The sequence below is a fragment of the Aestuariivita boseongensis genome, assembly GCF_001262635.1.
In the GTDB taxonomy this organism is placed as follows: domain Bacteria; phylum Pseudomonadota; class Alphaproteobacteria; order Rhodobacterales; family Rhodobacteraceae; genus Aestuariivita; species Aestuariivita boseongensis.
The window spans coordinates 1-20,663 of record NZ_JXYH01000049.1 but is presented as its reverse complement, the minus strand read 5'-3'; the positions used below and the strand labels follow the sequence as shown (position 1 = coordinate 20,663).

Below are 20,663 nucleotides of genomic sequence, written 5' to 3'. Positions count from 1 at the left end.
ACGTCAGAGTGGCGTCAAAATGGGAGGACAGACCATGAAGAAAACCATCCTTGGCATCGTGACTACGCTGGCGCTGGCGACACCGGCCTTTGCCGATCCGATCTATGGCACCTGGAAGACCATTCCCGATGACAACGGGAATTTCGGCCATATTCAGGTGGCGGCCTGTGGCGCGAAGATCTGCGGCAAGCTGGTGCAATCGTTTAATGGGTCCGGCCAGCCGATCGACAGCCCGAACAATGGCCGCGACATCATCTGGGACATGGAAGCCGATGGCGGCGGGAAATACAGCGGCGGTAAGGTCTATTCGCCGGACCGCGACAAGACCTATAACTCCAAGCTGGAGCTTGCGGGCAACGCGCTGAAAGTCTCGGGCTGCGTTCTGGGCATCTGCCGGGATGGCGGGACCTGGTCGCGGGTGAAGTGATCCTGTCCCGGACTTGATCCGGGACCTCCTGTTCCGCCGCAGAGGCCCCGGATCAAGTCCGGGGCGTCTTTCATTTCAGGGTTTCCACTTCAGGAAATTGCCGATCAGGCGCAGGCCCGTGGCCTGGCTTTTTTCGGGGTGAAACTGGGTGCCGATCATGGTGCCGGTGCCCACGATGGCGGTGACATCGCCGCCGTAATCCACATGGGCGATCCGTTGTGACAGATCGGTCATCGCCATGTGATAGGAATGCACAAAATAGGCGTGATCGCCGGTCGAGATCCCCTCAAGCACCGGGTGGGGCCGGTCGATGACCAGATCGTTCCAGCCCATATGCGGCACTTTCAGCGCCGGGTCCGAAGGGGTGATCTTCACCACTTCGCCCCCGATCCAGTCCAGACCGGGCGTGTCTTCATATTCGCGGCCCCAGCTGGCCATCAGCTGCATGCCCACGCAGATGCCCAGAAACGGGCGGCCGCGATCCTCGACCGCCTCGCGCATGGCGTCATAGACGCCGCCCTGCGCCCGCAGCGCGGCGGCGCAGGCCGGGAAGGCCCCGTCGCCCGGCAACACGATCCGGTCGGCCTTGGCCACCACATCGGCATCCGAGGTGACGACAACCGTGCCGCCATCCACCTCGCGCGCCATGCGCTGGAAAGCTTTTTCCGCCGAGTGCAGGTTCCCGCTTTCGTAGTCGATGATCGCCGTCAGCATGGGCGTTACAGCGCGCCCTTGGTCGAAGGGATGGCATCGGCCTTGCGCGGGTCGGTTTCCACAGCGTCGCGCAGGGCGCGGGCGACGGCCTTGAAGGCGGCCTCGGCCATATGGTGGCTGTTGATCCCGTGCAGCGCATCGACGTGAAGCGTGATGCCGCCATGGGTCGACAGGGCCTGGAAGAATTCGCGCACCAGTTCGGTGTCGAACGTGCCGATCTTGGGCGTGGGCAGGTCCATGTTCCACACAAGGAATGGCCGGCCCGACAGGTCAAGCGCGGCGCGCACCAGCGCGTCATCCATCGGCAGAAGACACGCGCCATAGCGGCGGATGCCCTTCTTGTCCCCCAGCGCCTGAGTCAGCGCCTGACCCAGCGCGATGCCGGTATCTTCGACGGTGTGGTGGTCGTCGATGTGCAGATCGCCCGCGGCGCGGATTTCCATGTCGATCAGCGAATGGCGCGCCAGCTGATCCAGCATGTGGTCGAAGAACCCCACGCCGGTCTGGTTGTCATACTGGCCGGTCCCATCCAGAGAGATGGAGACGGTGATATCCGTCTCGGCCGTTTTGCGCGTGATCTTTGCCTGACGCATGGGCGTTTTCCTTTGCAATACGCGCGCCTTATAGGGCGGGAGAGGGGCGGGCAAAAGCCCCCTGATCGGGATTGCCGGGCAACTGTGTCGGAACGGGCGCGCGCGGCAGGGGATTGCGCCCGGCCTGTGCCCGTGTCAGCTTGGCCCCTGACCCATGAGATGAGGCCAAGATGGCAACCTGTGTATTCGTTCAGATCCGCTGCACACCCGGCACCACCTACAAGGTCGCCGAAGAGATCGCCCTGCGCGAAATCCATTCCGAGCTGTATTCGACCAGCGGCGAATATGACCTGCTGATGAAGCTTTACATCCCCAAGGACAAGGACGTGGGCAAATTCATCAATGACGAGCTACTGGGCATTCCGGGGATCGAGAGGTCTTTGACCACGATGACCTTCAAGGTGTTCTAGGCCGGGCAGGGGCGGTGGGGCGCCCTGATGCGCATTTAAAGATGTAAGTGAAATACATCTGTTGCTATTTTTTGTCATTTACTGTCAAACTTTCCCAAAGGGGCGGAGGAAACGCATAGCTTGGACAGTCTGTTTGACATTCTGATGCGGGCTTTCGGGCTGGTCGCCGCCTGGGACGGTACCCTGTCCGAGATCGTGGGCCTGTCGTTGCAGGTCACCCTGACGGCTGTGGCGATTGCCTGTGTGATCGGCCTTCCGCTGGGGGCCGCGCTGGGCGCGTTCCGCTTTCCGGGCCGCCGGGGGGCGATTCTGATCACAAATGTGCTGATGGGCCTGCCGCCGGTGGTGGTGGGGCTGGTGGTCTATCTGATGTTGTCGGCCTCGGGGCCGATGGGGGTTCTGGGGCTTCTTTATACGCCCACGGCCATGATTATCGCCCAGACGCTGCTGGTCACGCCGATCATCGCCGCGCTGTCGCGGCAGGTGGTCGAGGATCTGAATGCCGAATATGCCGAACAGTTCGCATCGCTTGGTGTGGGGCGGCTCCAGCGGATGGGGGCGCTGTTGTGGGATGCGCGGTTCAGCCTGCTGACGGTGATCCTTGCCGGCTTTGGCCGCGCCGTGGCCGAGGTGGGCGCGGTGATGATCGTGGGCGGCAATATCAACCACGTGACCCGCGTGATGACGACGGCGATTGCGCTTGAGACCTCGAAAGGGGATCTGGAGCTGGCGCTGGCCCTTGGGCTAGTGCTGCTGGGGATCGCGCTGGTGGTCAATGTGATCGTGATGACCGTGCGCGGCACGGCGGTGAGGGCGGCCTATGCATGATCCCACCCGCATCGTTCCGGGCGATCCCGGCGCCAACGTGATCGAGGCGCGGATCACGCCGCCGCTTATGGCTGCGCGGGGCTTGGGCTGCGTTGTCGGGGGGCAGCCGTTGCTTTCCGGGATCGACCTGACGCTCCAGGCGCGTCGGCGCACAGTGGTTCTGGGGCCCAATGGCGCGGGTAAAAGCCTTCTTTTGCGGCTGCTGCATGGGCTGATCGCGCCGTCTGAGGGGCAGGTGCTGTGGCAGGGCCAGCCCATGACCCAGGCGCATCAGCAATCCCAGGCAATGGTGTTCCAGCGCCCGGTCCTGCTGCGCCGGTCGGTGCAGGCCAATCTGCGCTTTGCCCTGAAAGTGCGCGGCTTTACCGGGCGCGAGCGTGCGCGGCGTGTGGACGAGGCGCTTGAGATGGCCGGGCTGACCCATCTGGCGCACCGGCCTGCGCGCGTGCTGTCGGGCGGGGAACAGCAGCGTCTGGCGATTGCCCGCGCGCTGGCCTGCGGGCCGCAGATGCTGTTTCTGGACGAACCCACGGCCAATCTGGATCCGGCGGCGACCGCCCGTATCGAACGACTGATCATGGGGGCGCATGATCAGGGCGTCACCCTGGTGATGGTGACCCACGATCAGGGACAGGCCCGGCGATTGGCGCAGGATCTGATCTTTCTTCAGGACGGCCGCGTGGCCGAAGCAGGGCGCGCCGATGCCCTGTGGCAGGCACCAAGGTCCGAGGCGCTGCGCGCCTGGCTTGAGGGCCGGCTTTTCGTAACAGACCCGAGGTGAACATGTTCAAGACATGGATGACACGCGCCGCTCTGCTGGCGCTTCTGGCCCTTCCACTGCCCGCCTGGGCCGACGGGTTTATCCTGATGCAATCCACGACCTCGACCCAGAATTCGGGGCTGTTCGATCACCTGTTGCCGATCTTCACCGAAAAGACCGGGATCGAGGTGCGCGTGGTCGCCGTGGGCACGGGCCAGGCCATTCGCAATGCGCGCAACGGCGATGGGGATATCCTGTTCGTCCACGCCAAACCGGTCGAGGAGGCTTTCGTGGCCGATGGCTTCGGCCTCGAACGATTTGACGTGATGTATAATGATTTCGTCATCGTGGGGCCTGCGGGCGATCCGGCGGGGTTGTCGGGGCAGGCGGATGTTCTGGGGGCCTTTGCAGCGCTGGCCGAGGCGCAGGCGCCTTTCGCCTCGCGCGGCGATGACAGCGGAACGCACAAGGCCGAATTGCGGCTGTGGCAGGCGGCGGGGCTGGATCCGCAGGCGGCCTCGGGCACTTGGTACCGCGAAACCGGCTCAGGCATGGGGGCCACGCTGAATATCGCCGTGGGGATGGGGGCTTATGCAATGACGGACCGGGCCACCTGGATCGCCTTTGGCAACAAGGGATCGCACAGCATCGTCTTTGAAGGCGATCCGCGGCTGTTCAACCAATATGGCATCATCGCCGTGAACCCCGCACGCCATCCCAATGTGAAGGCCGAACTGGCGCAGCAATTCGTGGACTGGATCCTGTCGGACGACGGTCAGGCCGCCATCGCCGCCTTCAAGGTTGACGGACAGCAGCTTTTCTTCCCCAACGCCACGCGCTGAGGCCTTAAGGCGACACCCAGCGCACCGTTCCCAGCGGGGACAGGTCATAACCTTTCAGTTGCGCCGCTTTCTGCGCGCAGGCATCCGAGTGCAGGAAAGCCAAAAGCGCCTGCACCGGCGGTTCGAAATAGGCTTTGCGGTCGATCAGCAGGTCGAAATGCTCGGTCGCGAGCGGCAGGAAGGCCAGCCCGTATTGATGCGCCGCCGCCTCAAGCCCGAAGCTGATATCGGCCTGGCCCTGGGCCACGTCCTGCGCCGCGTCCGTTTCCGTGCGCGCAGGCTGCGGCGCAATGTCGATCCCGCCCAGATCCATGCCCCGGGTCAGCCGGTCAAACAGGCTGCGCGCGCCCGCACCGGGTTGGCGCAGGATCATCCGAAGGCCGCCCAGATCCGACAGGCCCTGCACCCGCCCGGTCAGATCCGGGCGCATCATCAGACCCTGACTGCGCCGCGCCATGGCGATCAGCACACAGTCGCTCAGCCCTGCTTCCGTGACCGCCTGGATGTTCCAGCCATCCGCTTCGGGAATATGCAGTCCCGACAGCATCGACGCGCCCGACCGGAACGCCTCAAGCCCCGCCGCGCTGCCGTCGAACAGTGTGGCGAGGCCGGCATCGGCCTCCCGCGCGGCCCAGTCCAGAAGCGGATCGTGAGAGCCCGCGATGATCGGCGGGCGGTCCATAGCCGAGGGCGCGCCGCCGTCGATCCAAGCCGTCAGTTCGTCTTTGGGAAACAGCAGCTTTCCCGTCACCCGGCGATGGGGGATCTCATTCGCGGCCGCCAGGTCATAGACCTTGCGTTCCTTCACGCGCAGCAGGTCCGCGACCTCGCGCGTGGTCAGGAAAGCTGTCGGCCCGGAAGGGATGGTCATGCGTCGCTGCCTTTGAGGTGTCCCATGATCCATACTTGCCCTGTTTTGTCCCGCGTCAATCCCCAGTGCCGCAGCCTGCCATGGCGTCAGCCATTTGCGACAGAAGCGCGGGGTACAGCGTCGCCCCAAGCTCCAGATCCGCGCCAAGCGGGTCCAGAACGCCGGTTTTGACATCCGCTTCCTCGAACACCGCGTTGATCAGGGCGGGGTTGAACTGCGGTTCGGCAAAAACGCAGGCGATGTTTTCGCTTTGCGCCAGATCGCGGATCGCTGCCACCCGCGCAGCACCCGGATCAGAGGCGTCCGAGATCGAGATCGCCCCGCGTGTGGCTACGTCAAAGCGGTTTTCGAAATACTGATAGGCGTCGTGATAGACCACGAAGGAAATCTCTCCGGCGGCGGACAGCTTGTCGGAAAGCTCGGATTGCAGCGCCGTCAGCTTTTCCTGGGCAGCGTCTGCATTGGCCTGATAGGTCGCGGCATTCTCGGGATCGGCTTCGGACAGGGTGTCCGCCATCGCCGCCAGCCAGATTTTCGCGTTTTCCGGGTCAAGCCAGGCGTGAGGGTCTTCGCCGGAATGGTCATGCGCATGGGCGTGGGTGTGGCCGTGATCGTCATGCCCATGGTCGTCCTTGTGCGCATGATCGTCATGCCCGTGGTCGTCCTTGTGCGCGTGATCGTCATGGCCATGATCGTCATGCCCGTGACCGTCCCCGAAAATCGCCGAGTCGCGATAGGGCAGGTGCAGCGTTCCATTGACGGAAAACAGCGCAACAGATGTCGCGCCTCCCGCCAGTGTGTCTTTCGCCTCTTCCAGCCATGGGGTCAGGCTGCCGCCGACCCAGAAGATCACCTCGGCCTCCTGCAATTTGCGCGCATCCGACGGGCGCAGCGAGAATTCATGTGGCGACGCGCCGGGCGGCAGGATCAGCTCAGGGGTGCCCACGCCCTCCATCACCATGGCAGCCAGCGAATGCACGGGCGGAATGTCCGTGGCGACGCGCGGCACATCGGCCAGGGCAGGGGTGGCAAAACCAAGGGCGAAAAGGGTGGCGAGGCGCATGGCAGGCATTCCTGTTATGTTATAACGGTTGCGCCTGTAATAATATAACTGTTATACTGTATCAATACCCCTCGGCCGCTAAGTGGACATAGGCCCATGACAACCCCAGGATTTGAACATCACGATCACGCAAGCTGCATCTCCGGCAGCCTTGAGGCTGTGGAAAAACAGTGCAAGGACAAGGGGTTGCGCCTGACGCCCGTGCGCAAACGGGTGCTGGAAATCCTGCTGGACGAACACCGGGCGATGGGGGCTTATGACATTCTTGACCGGCTCAGGGCCGAAGGGCTGGGCTCGCAACCGCCCATCGCCTATCGCGCGCTGGATTTTCTGGTCAAACACAGATTCGTCCACAAGATCGAACGGCTGAACGCCTTTATCGCCTGCGGCCATCCCGGCGAACGCCATGTACCCGCCTTCCTGATCTGCCGCAGTTGCGACAGCGTGGCCGAGGCGCATACCGACCTGACCCAGGGCCGTCTGGGCGATGTGGCGCGCGATGCGGGCTTTGTGATCGAACGCACGGTGGTCGAGGCCGAGGGCCTCTGCCCAAAATGTCAGGAGGAGGCCGCGTGAGCCTGATTACGGCCACGGGTCTGACCGTGAAGGTCGGCGATGTCACCGCGCTGACGGGGGTGAACTTCGCCATCCGGCCGGGGGAAATCGTAACCATCGTGGGCCCCAACGGATCGGGCAAATCGACCCTGTTGCGCGCGCTGATCGGTGCGGTGAAACCTGCCAAGGGAATGGTTGAACGCAAACCGGGTCTGAGGATCGGCTATGTGCCGCAGAAGCTGGCCATTGACGCGACCCTGCCGCTGACCGTGCGGCGTTTTCTGAACCTGCCGCACCGGCGCGCGGCCTCTGACATCGACACGGCCCTGCGGGAAGCGGATGTGGCCGGGCTGGCCGATCGCCAGATGTCGGCGCTTTCGGGCGGGCAGTTTCAGCGCGTGCTGCTGGCGCGCGCGCTCATGGATCGGCCCGAGCTGCTGATCCTGGACGAGGCCACCCAAGGCCTCGATCAGCCCGGATCGGCGGCCTTCTATCAGAAGATCGCCGATCTGCGCGACAGTCTGAACTGTGCCGTGCTGATGGTCAGCCATGAATTGCACGTGGTGATGAGCGCATCCGACAGGGTGATCTGCCTCAACGGTCATGTCTGCTGTGAAGGGGCGCCGGATATCGTCGCCTCGGCCCCCGAATACCGGGCGCTGTTCGGCACCGGCACTGGCGGTGCGCTGGCGCTTTATCGGCACGAACATACCCATTCGCATGATCATACCCATGATCACGGCCACAATCATGATCACGAGGCGGCGGAATAATGCTGGACGATTTCCTGATCCGTGCCGCGCTGGCAGGCGTTGGTGTGGCCATTGCCGCAGCACCTTTGGGCTGTTTCGTCGTCTGGCGGCGCATGGCCTATTTCGGAGAGGCCACGGCCCATGCCGCCATCCTGGGTGTGGCCTTGTCGCTAGCGCTGTCCATGTCGATCTTTGCCGGCACGCTGTTTGCGGCGCTGGTCATGGCGCTGCTGATCACCGGGCTGACCCAGCGCAGCTATGCGATGGATACGCTTTTGGGGGTGGTGGCGCACAGCTCTCTTGCGGTGGGGCTTGTGGCCGTGTCGCTGATGGAGGGGGTGCGCGTCGATCTGATGGGGTATCTCTTTGGCGATATTCTCGCGGTGTCGCGCGGCGATCTGGCGGTCATCTGGCTGGGGGCGGCGGCGGTCTGCGCGCTGGTGCTGTGGCGCTGGTCGGCCCTGCTGACCGCGACGCTGAACCCCGATCTGGCCACCGCATCCGGCATCGACCCGCGGCGCGAACAGCTGATCTTTACCCTTGCGCTGGCGGTGACCGTGGCCGTGGCGATCAAGGTGGTGGGCGTTTTGCTGATCGTGGCGCTGCTGATCATCCCGGCGGCTGCCGCGCGCCCCTTTTCCCGCACGCCCGAGGTGATGGCCGCCATCGCCATGCTGATCGGAATAAGCGCGGCGCTGGGCGGGCTCCGGCTGTCTTACCTTTATGACACGCCCACAGGCCCCACGATTGTCTGCATGCTGGCCGGGGCCTTTCTTGTGGCCAATCTGCGCGCGCTGTTCCAGACCGCCAACCGCGCCTGATCTGCCTGAAATTCCGGCACGGGGTTTCACGCGGATGGAATTTTGCCGAATCCAAAAATTTACCAATTGATAAAATTTTCGGATGTGTCAGTCTGAGTAGCAACAAATGTGAACTCAGGGAGACCCAGCATGGCGCAAGGTTCCATGGCCCCCGGCATTCATCCGGGGCGGTTGTCATCAGATCAGCTGGCCGAGAATTTCGAAGATCTGCACGCCCCCTTCGCCCCGCATGAGGCAGCCGTGGCGGCGGATCGCTGTTACTTCTGCTATGACGCGCCTTGCGTGACGGCCTGTCCCACGGCCATCGACATCCCGCTGTTCATTCGTCAGATCCAGACAGGTCAGCCGGAAAACGCGGCCAAGACGATCTTCGATCAGAACATTCTGGGCGGCATGTGCGCCCGCGTCTGCCCCACCGAAACCCTCTGCGAGGAAGCCTGCGTGCGCGAGACGGCCGAGGGCAAGCCGGTCGAGATCGGGCGCCTGCAACGTTTTGCCACCGATACGATGATGGCGCAGGGCGTGCATCCGTTTGAAAGGGCCGCGCGCACCGGCAAGCGCGTGGCGGTTGTCGGGGCGGGGCCTGCGGGTCTGGCCTGTGCGCATCGGCTGGCGATGAAGGGCCATGACGTAGTCATCCATGAGGCGCGGGAAAATCCCGGCGGGCTGAACGAATACGGCATCGCCGCCTATAAGACCGTGGGCGGCTTTGCCGAGGCCGAGGTCGACTGGCTTCTGAAAATCGGTGGTATCACGGTTGAAACCGGCAAGGCGCTGGGCCGCGATCTGAGCCTTGAGGGGCTGAAAGCCGACTTTGACGCGGTGTTCCTGTCGATTGGTCTGGGCGGGGTGAATGCCCTGCGCGCGGATGGGGAAGACAAATCCGGCGTGGCCAATGCGGTGGATTTCATCGCCGAACTGCGTCAGGCCGACGATCTGACCAAGCTGCCCGTGGGCCGCAATGTGGTCGTGATCGGCGGCGGGATGACGGCGGTGGATGCGGCGGTGCAGTCGAAACTTCTGGGCGCGGAAAACGTCACCATCGCCTATCGCCGGGGCCGCGAGGCGATGAGCGCCAGCCGCTATGAACAGGATCTGGCGGCCTCGAAAGGCGTAAAGCTGATGTTCAACGTCCAGCCCGTCGCCGTGCATGGCAATGGCGCCGCGGTCGAGGTCGAACTGGAATACACCACGACCGAAGGCGGCAAGCTGACAGGCACCGGGGAAACCCTGCGTATCGCTGCCGATCAGGTGTTCAAGGCGATCGGTCAGACACTGGAAGGCGCGCCCTCGGGCCTGACGCTGGACGGCGGCAAGATCGCCGTGACCGGGGCAGGGCGCACCAGTGTCGATGGCGTCTGGGCGGGCGGCGATTGCGCGACAGGCGGCGATGACCTGACCGTGACGGCCGTGGCCGAAGGCCGTGATGCCGCCGAAGACATCCATGCAGGTCTGATGGCGTGAGCGAGGAGGACAGCGTCTTGATCACTCTGGGCGCACCTTTCTACCGATGGGACAATCGGCTTTTTATCGAGGATCAGACGATCAGCGGTCTGCACGCCTGGGCGGATCATTTCCACCGCGTGGTGGCGGCCTCGATTTGTCTGGCGGAAAAACCCCCGGCGGGCTGGTCGGACGCGGCAGAGGCGGGGATCGCAGCCCCCCGGATCGAGATCGTGGAGCTGCCCGACGGCTATGACCGCGCGACCTTCCGCAAGACCCGCGATGCGGTCGCCGCGCAGTTTCTTGAGATCATGCGCCGCGTGACCTACCGGCTGTTCGCCATTGGTGGCTGGCTGGGCGATTGGGGCGTTCTGGGCGCGGATACCGCGCGCAAACATGGCATTCCGCACGGGATCTGGTTTGACCGCGTGGAAAGCCAGGTGATGCTGGAAAGCGCGGGCCCGGGCCTGAAAGACCGCCTGAAAGGCCGGGTGAAATGGGCCGTGGGCGCATGGAATGAACGCCGCGTGCTCAAGGGGGCTGATCTGGCGCTGTTGCACGGGCGCACGGTCTATGACCGCTTTGCTCCGCTTACCCGCAACCCGCAGATTGTCGAGGATATTCACCTTACCGAAGCCGACCGGATCAGCGCCGAGGATTTGGCGCAGAAACAGGCCGATGCGCTGGGCGGGCCATTGCGGCTGGTCTATGCGGGCCGGGCGACGGCCATGAAAGGCCCGCTGGACTGGGTCGAGGTGCTGGCAGGGCTGTCGGCGCGCGGGATCGACTGGCAGGCCGATTGGCTGGGCGATGGCGACATGCTTGCGGCGATGCAGGCCCGCGCCGGCGAACGGGGCGTGGCGGATCGCATCACGTTTCACGGCTTTGTGTCGGACCGGCCCACGGTTCTGGCCGCGCTGCGCCGTGCCCATGCGCTGCTGTTCTGCCACCTGACCGACGAAAGCCCCCGCATCCTGATTGAATCGCTCCATGCCGGGACACCTCTGGTCGGTTATCGCGACCCCTTTGCCCGCGATCTGGTGAACGAACAGGAGGCCGGCCGCCTTGTAACACGCGGCCAGATCGACGCCTTGACCGACGCGCTCGCCGCGCTGGATGCTGACCGCGCCGTTCTGGCCGACCTGATCGGGCGCGCGGCGGCTTCGGCCCGCCACCTGACGCGCGAGCAGGTCTTTGCCCATCGCTGCGAGATTATCAAACAGAACCTGAAACGTGACCCCGTGGAGGACCACAATGGCTGATCTGACAACCAATTTCCTTGGCATCTCAAGCCCGAACCCGTTCTGGCTGGCCTCGGCCCCGCCCACGGACAAGGAATACAATGTACGCCGCGCCTTTGAAGCAGGCTGGGGCGGTGTCGTGTGGAAAACGCTGGGGTCGGAAGGGCCTCCGGTCGTGAATGTGAACGGCCCGCGATATGGCGCGATTTATGGCGCGGACCGGCGGTTGCTGGGGCTCAACAATATCGAACTGATCACCGACCGCCCGCTGCAGACCAACCTGGACGAGATTGCCCGCGTGAAGGCCGATTACCCCGACCGCGCGGTGATCGTGTCGATCATGGTCCCCTGCGAAGAAGCGGAATGGAAAGCCATCCTGCCCCGTGTGGAGGAAACCGGCGCGGACGGGATCGAGCTGAATTTCGGCTGCCCCCACGGGATGAGCGAACGCGGCATGGGATCGGCCGTGGGCCAGGTGCCTGAATATATCGAAATGGTGACGCGGTGGTGCAAGGAATATTACTCGAAACCCGTCATCGTGAAGCTGACCCCCAACATCACCGATATCCGCTATCCGGCGCGCGCGGCGCATAAGGGCGGCGCCGATGCGGTCAGCCTGATCAACACGATCTCCTCGATCACATCGGTCAATCTGGACAATTTCAGCCCCGAACCGTCGATTGACGGAAAGGGATCGCATGGCGGCTATTGCGGGCCGGCGGTGAAGCCGATCGCGATGAACATGGTGGCCGAGATCGCGCGCGATCCGGAAACCGCCGGCCTGCCGATTTCCGGCATCGGCGGCGTCACCACCTGGCGCGACGCGGCCGAATTCATGAGCCTTGGCGCGGGCAATGTGCAGGTCTGCACGGCGGCCATGACCTATGGGTTCCGCGTGGTGCAGGAGATGATCGCAGGCCTGTCGCGCTGGATGGATGAGAAGGGCTATTCCAGCACCGACCAGTTCATCGGCAAGGCCGTGCCCAATGTCACCGACTGGCAGTATCTGAACCTGAACTACGTGACCAAGGCGCGCATCGATCAGGATGCCTGCATCAAATGCGGGCGCTGCTTTGCCGCGTGCGAGGATACCTCGCATCAGGCGATTTCCATGTCACCTGACCGGGTGTTCGAGGTGATCGACGCGGAATGTGTGGCCTGCAACCTGTGTGTGGATGTCTGCCCGGTGGAAAACTGCATCACAATGGAGCGGCTGTCCGCAGGAACGGTTGATCCACGCACCGGCAAGACGGTTTCGGATGATTACGCCAACTGGACAATGCATCCCAACAACCCGATGAGCACGGCGGCCGAGTAAAGCCAGGAACGCGCCTTTGGCGCGTGCCTCCGGCGGCCGGTATTTGAAAAAGAGAAGAAGCAGGGGCACGACCTTGTCTTCTTCTCTTCAAAAATACGGGCGGGGTTTGGGGCAGAGCCCCAATGGCGCTAGGTCGGGGTCAAAAGCCGCCGGTAGAGTGTCTCGATGAACTCCGGCGCGCTTTGGAACGGATCCTGATCGCCCATCACGGCGCGCACCTGTACATCGAAATCCGCGTAATGCTGGGTCAGCGACCAGATCGAAAAGATCAGGTGATAGGGGTGGACCTGCGCGATGTGACCCGCCTTCATCCAGCGCGTCAGCAGGTCGATTTTCTCATCGACCAGGGCCTTCAGATCGGTCGACAAAACCTCTCCGATCCGGGGCGCGCCCTGCAGGATTTCATTGGCAAAAAGCCGGCTTTCGCGCGGGTAGGTGCGGCTGATCTCCAGCTTGCGGGCGACATAGGCCAGCACCTCCTCCAGCGGATCGCCCTCCGGGTCCATCTCGCGCAGGGGATCCAGCCAGGTGTCCAGCATCTGCTCCAGCAGGCTGGCGTGGATCGCCTCCTTGCTCGGGAAGTAATACAACAGGTTGGGTTTCGATAATCCCGCCTCTTTCGCGATCTGATCGACGGTGGATCCGCGAAAGCCATGGGTCGAAAACACATCCAGCGCGGCCTCCAGAATCACGGCGCGGTTCTTTTTCTGGATTCGCGTCGGGCCTTGTGTGTTCATTGCCTAACTTTCCGTCATCAGCCGAAGGATCCGGCAAATACTTGCGCCCCGGCCTCGCGCAATTTCTTGACTGTCCGGACCTGAGTGGTAGCGTGAGTTTGACCAGTTGGTCAAAACAAAAGATGCGCCTTCCACAGGCCGGGGGATGACAGATGGCGGCACCGGGTGAAAACCTTCGTATCAATGGCGAACGGCTGTGGGACAGCCTTATGGAGATGGCCAAGATCGGCCCCGGCGTGGCGGGCGGCAACAACCGCCAGACGCTGACCGATGAGGATGGCGAAGGCCGCGCGCTGTTCCAGAAATGGTGTGAGGATGCGGGCTGCACCATGGGCCTGGATCAGATGGGCAACATGTTCGCGCAGCGCGACGGCACCGATCCGGATGCGTTGCCGGTCTATGTGGGCTCGCATCTCGACACCCAGCCCACGGGCGGGAAATACGACGGCGTTCTGGGCGTTCTGGGCGGGTTGGAGATCATCCGCACTCTGAATGATCTGGGCATCAAGACGAAACACCCCATCGTTGTGACCAATTTTACCAATGAAGAGGGCACACGCTATGCTCCGGCTATGCTGTCCTCGGGTGTCTTCGCTGGCATCCACACGCAGGACTGGGCCTACGCCCGCGAGGATGCTGAGGGCAAAAAGTTCGGCGACGAACTGACCCGCATCGACTGGAAAGGCGATGAAGAGGTCGGCGCGCGCAAGATGCACGCTTTTTTCGAACTGCATATCGAACAGGGCCCGATCTTGGAGGCTGAAGGCAAAGATATCGGCGTGGTCACCCACGGCCAGGGCCTCAGCTGGACGCAGGTGACGATCACCGGCAAGGACGCCCATACCGGCTCGACCCCCATGCCGATGCGCAGGAACGCAGGGCTGGGCATGGCGCGGGTGCTGGAGCTGGTGGACGAGATCGCGTGGTCCCACAAACCCCATGCGGTGGGTGCTGCGGGCCATATCGACGTCTATCCCAATTCGCGCAACGTGATCCCCGGCAAGGTGGTCTTCACCGTCGATTTCCGGTCCCCGGAGCTGGCCGTGATCGAGGATATGGAGGCGCGTCTGCGAGAGGGCGCCCAGAAAATCTGCGATGACATGGGGCTTGAGATTGAGTTCGAAAAGGTCGGTGGTTTCGACCCCGTAGCCTTTGACGAAGGCTGCGTCAGTGCGATCCGCAATGCGGCGGAACGACTGGGATATTCCCACATGAACCTGATCTCGGGCGCGGGCCATGACGCCTGCTGGATCAACCGCGTGGCGCCCACTGCGATGGTCATGTGCCCCTGCGTCGATGGCCTGAGCCACAATGAGGCCGAGGAAATCAGCCCCGACTGGGCGCGCGCAGGCACCGATGTGCTCTTCCACGCGGTGGTTGAGACGGCGGAGATTGTCAGTTGAGCATCGACATCATCGGCCCCGAGGATATCGAGGCCATGATCGAGAAGGAAGTCAAAGCCTATGACACCAGCACGAAAGCCCGGGCCGACACCCTTGCCGCCTTCCTCGAAGCGCGGCGGAAACCGGTGCTGGTGACTGTGAATTTTTCGGGTGGCATCCAGCAGAAATGCTATTCTGTGACCCGGCCCAATGGGGATTATCGCGTGATTTACCTGCCGCTTGCGGGGTATTTCTCGCTCTGTGTGGAAAGCGCGTTCGGGCCTTTGGACATCGGCGTGCACGGGCCCGCCATCGACTGTTTCGGCTCGGTCTGAGGGGGAGATATGGACAGAAGCTTTGTCCAGCAAATGATTGTTTTCGCAGCGATCTTTTTGATCCTGCAGGTGGGGCTTGATCTGGCCCAGGGCGTGCCGTTATCTCCCGGCGTGTTCCTGAGCCGCCTGATCACCACTGTTATTGCCACCGGCCTTTATGGCGCGCTGACGCTTTGGCTGAAAAAACGCAGACAACGGAAGGATTAACTCATGTCCACTGTCATCAAAAACGGCACGGTCGTCACCGCGGATCTCAGCTATGAGGCGGATGTCCTGATCGAAGGCGGTGTGATCACCGAGATCGGCAAAGGCCTGAAAGGCGACACCGAACTGGACGCCACGGGCTGTTACGTGATGCCCGGCGGCATCGACCCGCATGTGCATCTGGAGATGCCCTTCATGGGCACCTATTCCAGCGATGATTTCGAATCCGGCACACGCGCGGCCCTGGCGGGCGGCACCACGATGGTGGTCGATTTCTGCCTGCCAAATCAGGGCGAAGGCCTCTGGGACGCGGTCAAACGGTGGGACAACAAATCGACCCGTGCCAATTGCGACTATTCCTTCCACATGGCCGTGACCTGGTGGGGGGAGCAGGTTTTCAACGACATGAAAACCATCGTTCAGGACAAGGGCATCAACACCTTCAAGCATTTCCTGGCCTACAAAGGCGCGCTGATGGTGAATGATGATGAGCTTTTCGCCTCCTTCAACCGTCTGGCGGAGCTTGGGGGCATTGCCATGGTCCATGCCGAAAACGGTGATGTGGTGGCCGAAATGACGGCGAAACTGCTGGCCGAGGGCAATACAGGGCCCGAGGCGCATGCCTATTCGCGGCCCTCCCAGGTTGAGGGCGAGGCCACCAACCGCGCCATCATGATCGCCGATATGGCGGGCGTGCCTTTGTATGTCGTGCACACCTCCTGCGAGGAAGCGCATGAAGCGATCCGCCGCGCGCGTCAGCAGGGCAAGCGCGTCTGGGGGGAGCCTTTGATCCAGCACCTTACGCTGGATGAAAGCGAGTATTTCAACCCCGATTGGGACCACGCCGCGCGCCGCGTGATGTCGCCGCCCTTCCGGAACAAGAAACACCAAGACAGCCTCTGGGCCGGTCTGATGAGTGGGTCTTTGAGCGTCGTGGCCACCGATCACTGCGCCTTTACCACGGAACAGAAACGCTATGGCGTGGGTGATTTCTCGAAAATCCCGAATGGTACGGGCGGGCTTGAGGACCGGATGCCGATGCTCTGGACCCATGGCGTGGGGACGGGGCGTCTGACGCCCAATGAGTTCGTGGCAGTCACTTCAACAAACATCGCCAAGATCCTGAATTGCTATCCGAAAAAGGGTGCGGTGCTTGTCGGCGCAGATGCCGATCTGGTGGTTTGGGATCCGGAAAAAGAGAAGACGATTGAGGCCAGCACCCAGCAATCGGCCATCGACTACAACGTGTTCGAGGGCCAGAAGGTTAAGGGCCTGCCGCGCTTCACACTCTCGCGCGGACATGTGGCGGTCCATGATGGAGAGATCCGGACGCAGGAAGGCCACGGCAAATTCGTGGCGCGCGAGCCGAACGGGACGACCAACAAGGCGCTGAGCACGTGGAAAGAGCTGACTGCGCCGCGGCCCGTGGAGCGGACCGGCATTCCGGCGACAGGGGTTTGAGAATGCGAGTGTGCCCCGGGCGTGCCCCGGGGCCTCGCCAAATATTGAGAACAGGCCAGGCGGATGAACGTGGCACAAAATGACAAAGAGGTCCCGGGGCAGGCCCGGGACGGGGCAGGCCCGGTGATCGAGGCGCGCAATCTGGATCTGACGTTTCAGACAAATGACGGGCCTGTACAGGCTTTGAAAGACGTGAACCTCACGATCAACAAAGGGGATTTCGTCAGTTTCATCGGCCCGTCGGGCTGCGGCAAAACCACGTTTCTGCGCGTAATGGCGGCGTTGGAAACACCAACGGGTGGGACGATCACCGTGAACGGCATGAGCCCGGATGAGGCGCGTCGGAAGCGTGCCTATGGCTATGTGTTTCAGGCTGCGGGGCTTTATCCTTGGCGGACGATTGCGGGGAACATCAAACTACCGCTTGAGATCATGGGGTTTGATAAATCCGAGCAGGAAGAGCGCGTGAATAAAGTCCTGCAACTTGTTGATCTGGAAGGGTTTGGAAAGAAATACCCCTGGCAGTTGTCGGGCGGGATGCAGCAGCGCGCCTCCATCGCGCGGGCGCTGGCCTTTGATGCCGATATCCTGTTGATGGATGAGCCGTTCGGTGCTCTGGACGAGATCGTGCGCGATCACTTGAACGAACAGCTTTTGGCGCTCTGGGCGCGGACGGAAAAGACGATTGGCTTCGTGACGCACTCGATTCCGGAGGCGGTGTATCTGTCGACCAAGATCGTGGTGATGTCGCCGCGGCCCGGGCGGATCACGGATGTGATCGAAAGCCCGCTGCCGAAGGAACGGCCGCTCGATATCCGCGACACGCCGGAGTTTCTGGAGATCGCCCACCGCGTGCGGGATGGGCTGCGGGCGGGGCACGCCTATGACTGAGGCTGCGCGCGCGGTGACGTTGGACTTCCGTATTTGGAGCAAGAAGAAGGGGCAGGTTGGTGCGTAATTTGCTGCCCGTTCTGGTGGTGTTGGCCGCGATCATCGGCATCTGGTATGCCGCTGTGGCGCCCATGAATATCCGCGTGGCGCTGGATCAGGCGGAACGTGCCGGGGTGGCGGTGGAACCTGCCGGATCGCTTGAGCGGCGCGATACCTCTGTCTGGCGGCTCATGGCGGCCAATCCGGGGCAGATCAGTGCGGGCTATGCGTTGGAGCGGCCCCGGCTGCCCACGCCGCAGCAGGTGGGCCAGGAGCTGTGGAAAACGACCGGGGAGATGGCCCTGCGCGGGCGTGCGATGTCGAAACGGTCGTTGATCTATCACGGCTGGATCACGCTGCAATCGACGCTGTGGGGGTTTTTGCTGGGCACCACATTGGGCATCCTTGGGGCGGTGGCCATCGTCTATTCCCGCGTCGTGGATATGAGCCTGATGCCCTGGGCGATCATCAGCCAGACCGTGCCCATCGTGGCGCTGGCGCCTATGATCATCGTGCTGAGTTCTCAGCTGGGGATCGAGGGGCGCGGGGTGCCCAAGGCGATTATCTCGGCCTATTTGTGTTACTTCCCGGTTCTGGTGGGGATGGTGAAGGGGCTTCGCTCGCCCGCGGTGTCGCAGTTGGATCTGCTGAAAACCTATAACGCCAGTGGGTTGCAGGCGTTTTTTAAACTGCGGTTGCCTGCCTCGGTGCCGTATCTGTTTACGTCGCTGAAAGTGGGCATTGCGGCGGCTCTGGTCGGCACCATCGTGGGTGAGTTGCCCACGGGTGCCATCAGCGGTTTGGGCGCGCGCATCCTGATCGGGGATCAGTTTGGAACGCCGCTGGCGATCTGGGCGGCGCTTCTGGCGGCGGCGATCCTTGCGGGGCTGTTGGTAACGCTTCTGGATGTGCTCCAGCGCGTGACGCTCAAACGCATGGGGATGCAGGCATGAGCTGGCTGATCTTTGCCCTTGTCTTCTGGATCGGCGCCTGGGCGCTGAATGCCTGGCTGGCGAATTCGGCCTATGCGCAGACGCGTGCGGTTCGGGTGCTGATCCCGGTTCTGTTTGGTGTGACCCTGCTGGTCTTGTGGGAGGGGGTGGTGCGTGCTTTGGGCGTCTCTCCGGTGATCCTGCCGCCGCCCTCGACCGTGGTGCAGACCTTTGCCAATTCGACCGACATCCTGTGGGAGGATTTTCAGCAGACCGTGTTCAAAGGCGCGCTGACGGGCTTTGTCATTGGCGCCTCTGCGGCCTTTCTGACGGCGATTGCCATCGATCGGTCGGCCTTCCTGACCCGCGGGCTTTTGCCCATTGGGAATTTCGTGGCGGCCCTGCCCATCGTGGGGATCGCGCCCATTCTGGTCAGCTGGTTTGGGTTTGACTGGCAGTCAAAAGCTGCCGTGGTCGTGGTCATGGTCTTCTTCCCGATCCTCGTGAACACGGTGCAGGGCCTGCGGGAAACCGATGCGATGCAGCGCGATCTGATGCGCACCTATGCGGCCGGATATTGGCAGATGCTGGTCAAACTGCGCCTGCCTGCGGCGATGCCCTTTATCTTTAACGGGCTCAAGATCGCGACCACGCTGGCGCTGATCGGGGCAATTGTTGCTGAATATTTCGGCTCTCCAACGCGGGGCATGGGATTTCGTATCTCAACCGGCGTCGGGAGCTTGTCGATCGATCTGGTCTGGGCTGAGATTGCCGTTGCCGCGCTGGCGGGAACGGCGTTCTATGGTATCGTGACATGGATCGAAAAACGGGTGACCTTCTGGCACCCCTCACAACGCGGATAACAACAAGGCCTTTGAGGCAACGAGCACAAAAGACGTTCAACAAGGAGTGTACGATATGAAGAACATGATCGCAGGGGCCGTGACGGCTCTGGGTCTGATGACGGCGCCCGCCTGGGCCGCCGATGAGGTCACGCTGCAGCTGAAATGGGTCACCCAGGCGCAGTTTGCCGGATATTACGTGGCCGCCGACAAGGGCTTTTACGAAGAGGCGGGACTGGACGTGACCATCCTGCCCGGTGGCCCGGATATCGCGCCCACGCAGGTACTTGCGGGCGGCGGTGCGGATGTGACCGTGGAATGGATGCCCGCGGCGCTGGCGGCACGCGAAAAGGGTCTGCCGATGGTCAACATCGCGCAGCCGTTCAAATCTTCGGGCATGATGCTGACCTGCTGGAAGGATGCGGGCATCGCAAGCCCAGAAGATCTGGCCAACCGCACGCTGGGAGTTTGGTTCTTCGGCAATGAATTTCCCTTCATGTCGTGGATGAGCCAGCTGGGCATTTCCACCGATGGGAAATCGGAAAACGGTGTTGAGGTGCTCAAGCAGGGCTTCAACGTCGATCCGCTGCTGCAGCGCCAGGCCGATTGCATTTCGACCATGACCTATAACGAATACTGGCAGGTGATCGACGCGGGCGTCAGCCCAGATGATCTGGTGACCTTCAAGTACGAGGACCAGGGCGTCGCCACGCTGGAAGACGGGCTGTATGTGCTGGAAGAGAACCTCAGCGATCCGGCCTTTGTCGACAAGATGGAGCGCTTTGTGGCGGCCTCGATGAAAGGCTGGAAATATGCCGAGGAGAACCCCGAGGAAGCGGCCATGATCGTTCTGGACAATGACCAGACCGGCGCGCAGACCGAAAAGCACCAAAAGCGGATGATGGGTGAGATTGCCAAGCTGACCGCAGGCTCGAACGGCGCGCTGGATCCCGCGGATTATGAACGCACCGTGGCCACGCTGCTGGCCGGCGGGTCCGATCCGGTGATCACCAAGGCACCCGAAGGCGCCTGGACCAGCGCAATCACCGATGCGGCGCTGAACTAAGCCGTTTTACGCACGGGCGTCCCGGACCCGACCGGGACCTCGTTGTGAGGACGGAGGCCCCGGATCAGGTCCGGGGCGTCATTTGCACCTCAAGGTGATTGTTAAAAAACAAGAACGCGCGCGCCCCGGTGTCGGG

The 20,663-nt window shown here is 62.6% G+C and carries 24 protein-coding genes; 19 read left to right on the top strand and 5 right to left on the bottom strand.

Translation table 11 applies throughout. The features are described 5' to 3' along the window. Positions 1–34: 34 nt before the first annotated feature. Positions 35–427 carry a DUF2147 domain-containing protein gene (locus TR61_RS15950; protein WP_050931522.1) on the top strand — a complete coding sequence of 131 codons (393 nt, stop codon included), beginning with the start codon at positions 35–37 and terminating at the stop codon, positions 425–427. Positions 428–502: 75 nt separating this feature from the next. Here the strand turns inward: TR61_RS15950 and hisH are convergent, their stop codons facing one another. Beyond that, entirely contained in the window at positions 503–1,141 is a 639-nt protein-coding gene (gene hisH / locus TR61_RS15945; RefSeq protein ID WP_050931521.1) for an imidazole glycerol phosphate synthase subunit HisH, read from the bottom strand. 5 nt (positions 1,142–1,146) lie between these two features. Continuing rightward, entirely contained in the window at positions 1,147–1,734 is a 588-nt protein-coding gene (hisB, locus tag TR61_RS15940; RefSeq protein WP_050931520.1) for an imidazoleglycerol-phosphate dehydratase HisB, read from the bottom strand. 170 nt (positions 1,735–1,904) lie between these two features. Here hisB and TR61_RS15935 point away from each other — a divergent pair, with 170 nt between their 5' ends. The 4 genes from TR61_RS15935 (at position 1,905) to TR61_RS15920 (ending at position 4,574) form a co-directional block, all read left to right on the top strand. Then, positions 1,905–2,144 (top strand): Lrp/AsnC family transcriptional regulator, encoded by a 240-nt coding sequence (locus tag TR61_RS15935; protein WP_050931519.1) that lies wholly within the window; start codon positions 1,905–1,907, stop codon positions 2,142–2,144. 120 nt (positions 2,145–2,264) lie between these two features. Beyond that, positions 2,265–2,972 carry an ABC transporter permease gene (locus TR61_RS15930; RefSeq protein ID WP_050931518.1) on the top strand — a complete coding sequence of 236 codons (708 nt, stop codon included), beginning with the start codon at positions 2,265–2,267 and terminating at the stop codon, positions 2,970–2,972. Beyond that, positions 2,965–3,753: an energy-coupling factor ABC transporter ATP-binding protein gene (locus TR61_RS15925; RefSeq protein ID WP_172677001.1), complete on the top strand. Its 789-nt coding sequence runs from the start codon at positions 2,965–2,967 to the stop codon at positions 3,751–3,753. Before TR61_RS15930 ends, TR61_RS15925 begins: the two co-directional genes overlap by 8 nt. 2 nt (positions 3,754–3,755) lie before the next feature. Next, on the top strand, positions 3,756–4,574 hold the full coding sequence (locus tag TR61_RS15920) for an ABC transporter substrate-binding protein (RefSeq protein WP_082181994.1): 819 nt from the start codon (positions 3,756–3,758) through the stop codon (positions 4,572–4,574). Between the two features lie 4 nt (positions 4,575–4,578). Here the strand turns inward: TR61_RS15920 and TR61_RS15915 are convergent, their stop codons facing one another. Together TR61_RS15915 and TR61_RS15910 are read right to left on the bottom strand one after the other, a co-directional pair. After that, entirely contained in the window at positions 4,579–5,445 is an 867-nt protein-coding gene (locus tag TR61_RS15915) for a helix-turn-helix transcriptional regulator (protein ID WP_050931517.1), read from the bottom strand. Positions 5,446–5,500: 55 nt separating this feature from the next. After that, a complete protein-coding gene (locus TR61_RS15910; protein WP_050931516.1) occupies positions 5,501–6,508 on the bottom strand; it encodes a zinc ABC transporter substrate-binding protein in 1,008 nt (335 codons plus the stop codon). A 96-nt stretch (positions 6,509–6,604) separates the two neighbouring features. Here TR61_RS15910 and TR61_RS15905 point away from each other — a divergent pair, with 96 nt between their 5' ends. The 6 genes from TR61_RS15905 (at position 6,605) to preA (ending at position 12,638) form a co-directional block, all read left to right on the top strand. Continuing rightward, entirely contained in the window at positions 6,605–7,084 is a 480-nt protein-coding gene (locus tag TR61_RS15905; RefSeq protein WP_050931515.1) for a Fur family transcriptional regulator, read from the top strand. Continuing rightward, entirely contained in the window at positions 7,081–7,836 is a 756-nt protein-coding gene (locus TR61_RS15900) for an ATP-binding cassette domain-containing protein (protein ID WP_050931514.1), read from the top strand. The genes TR61_RS15905 and TR61_RS15900 overlap by 4 nt, the downstream gene beginning before the upstream one ends. Continuing rightward, positions 7,836–8,636: an iron chelate uptake ABC transporter family permease subunit gene (locus tag TR61_RS15895; RefSeq protein WP_050931513.1), complete on the top strand. Its 801-nt coding sequence runs from the start codon at positions 7,836–7,838 to the stop codon at positions 8,634–8,636. Before TR61_RS15900 ends, TR61_RS15895 begins: the two co-directional genes overlap by 1 nt. Positions 8,637–8,765: 129 nt before the next feature. Continuing rightward, on the top strand, positions 8,766–10,100 hold the full coding sequence (locus TR61_RS15890; RefSeq protein WP_050931512.1) for an NAD(P)-dependent oxidoreductase: 1,335 nt from the start codon (positions 8,766–8,768) through the stop codon (positions 10,098–10,100). Then, on the top strand, positions 10,097–11,341 hold the full coding sequence (locus TR61_RS15885) for a glycosyltransferase (protein WP_050931511.1): 1,245 nt from the start codon (positions 10,097–10,099) through the stop codon (positions 11,339–11,341). Before TR61_RS15890 ends, TR61_RS15885 begins: the two co-directional genes overlap by 4 nt. Continuing rightward, the gene (preA, locus tag TR61_RS15880; protein WP_050931510.1) at positions 11,334–12,638 is read left to right on the top strand and encodes an NAD-dependent dihydropyrimidine dehydrogenase subunit PreA; all 1,305 of its coding nucleotides are present in this window, start codon (positions 11,334–11,336) and stop codon (positions 12,636–12,638) included. The genes TR61_RS15885 and preA overlap by 8 nt, the downstream gene beginning before the upstream one ends. A 128-nt stretch (positions 12,639–12,766) precedes the next feature. Here preA and TR61_RS15875 read toward each other — a convergent pair whose 3' ends face one another. After that, positions 12,767–13,375, bottom strand: a complete 609-nt coding sequence (locus TR61_RS15875; protein ID WP_050931509.1) for a TetR family transcriptional regulator C-terminal domain-containing protein — start codon at positions 13,373–13,375, stop codon at positions 12,767–12,769. 152 nt (positions 13,376–13,527) lie between these two features. Between TR61_RS15875 and TR61_RS15870 the strand changes: the two genes are divergently transcribed. The 8 genes from TR61_RS15870 (at position 13,528) to TR61_RS15840 (ending at position 20,527) form a co-directional block, all read left to right on the top strand. After that, entirely contained in the window at positions 13,528–14,778 is a 1,251-nt protein-coding gene (locus tag TR61_RS15870) for a Zn-dependent hydrolase (protein ID WP_050931508.1), read from the top strand. After that, a complete protein-coding gene (locus TR61_RS15865; RefSeq protein ID WP_050931507.1) occupies positions 14,775–15,092 on the top strand; it encodes a hypothetical protein in 318 nt (105 codons plus the stop codon). Before TR61_RS15870 ends, TR61_RS15865 begins: the two co-directional genes overlap by 4 nt. Before the next feature lie 33 nt (positions 15,093–15,125). Continuing rightward, a complete protein-coding gene (locus tag TR61_RS20005) occupies positions 15,126–15,299 on the top strand; it encodes a hypothetical protein (protein ID WP_157440945.1) in 174 nt (57 codons plus the stop codon). A 3-nt stretch (positions 15,300–15,302) separates the two neighbouring features. Further along, positions 15,303–16,757 carry a dihydropyrimidinase gene (hydA, locus tag TR61_RS15860; RefSeq protein ID WP_050931506.1) on the top strand — a complete coding sequence of 485 codons (1,455 nt, stop codon included), beginning with the start codon at positions 15,303–15,305 and terminating at the stop codon, positions 16,755–16,757. Between the two features lie 63 nt (positions 16,758–16,820). After that, positions 16,821–17,648 carry an ABC transporter ATP-binding protein gene (locus TR61_RS15855; protein WP_050931505.1) on the top strand — a complete coding sequence of 276 codons (828 nt, stop codon included), beginning with the start codon at positions 16,821–16,823 and terminating at the stop codon, positions 17,646–17,648. A gap of 59 nt (positions 17,649–17,707) precedes the next feature. Continuing rightward, positions 17,708–18,640: an ABC transporter permease gene (locus tag TR61_RS15850; protein ID WP_050931534.1), complete on the top strand. Its 933-nt coding sequence runs from the start codon at positions 17,708–17,710 to the stop codon at positions 18,638–18,640. Beyond that, positions 18,637–19,482: an ABC transporter permease gene (locus tag TR61_RS15845; RefSeq protein WP_050931504.1), complete on the top strand. Its 846-nt coding sequence runs from the start codon at positions 18,637–18,639 to the stop codon at positions 19,480–19,482. The genes TR61_RS15850 and TR61_RS15845 overlap by 4 nt, the downstream gene beginning before the upstream one ends. Positions 19,483–19,537: 55 nt before the next feature. After that, on the top strand, positions 19,538–20,527 hold the full coding sequence (locus tag TR61_RS15840; RefSeq protein ID WP_050931503.1) for an ABC transporter substrate-binding protein: 990 nt from the start codon (positions 19,538–19,540) through the stop codon (positions 20,525–20,527). Positions 20,528–20,663: the final 136 nt, after the last annotated feature.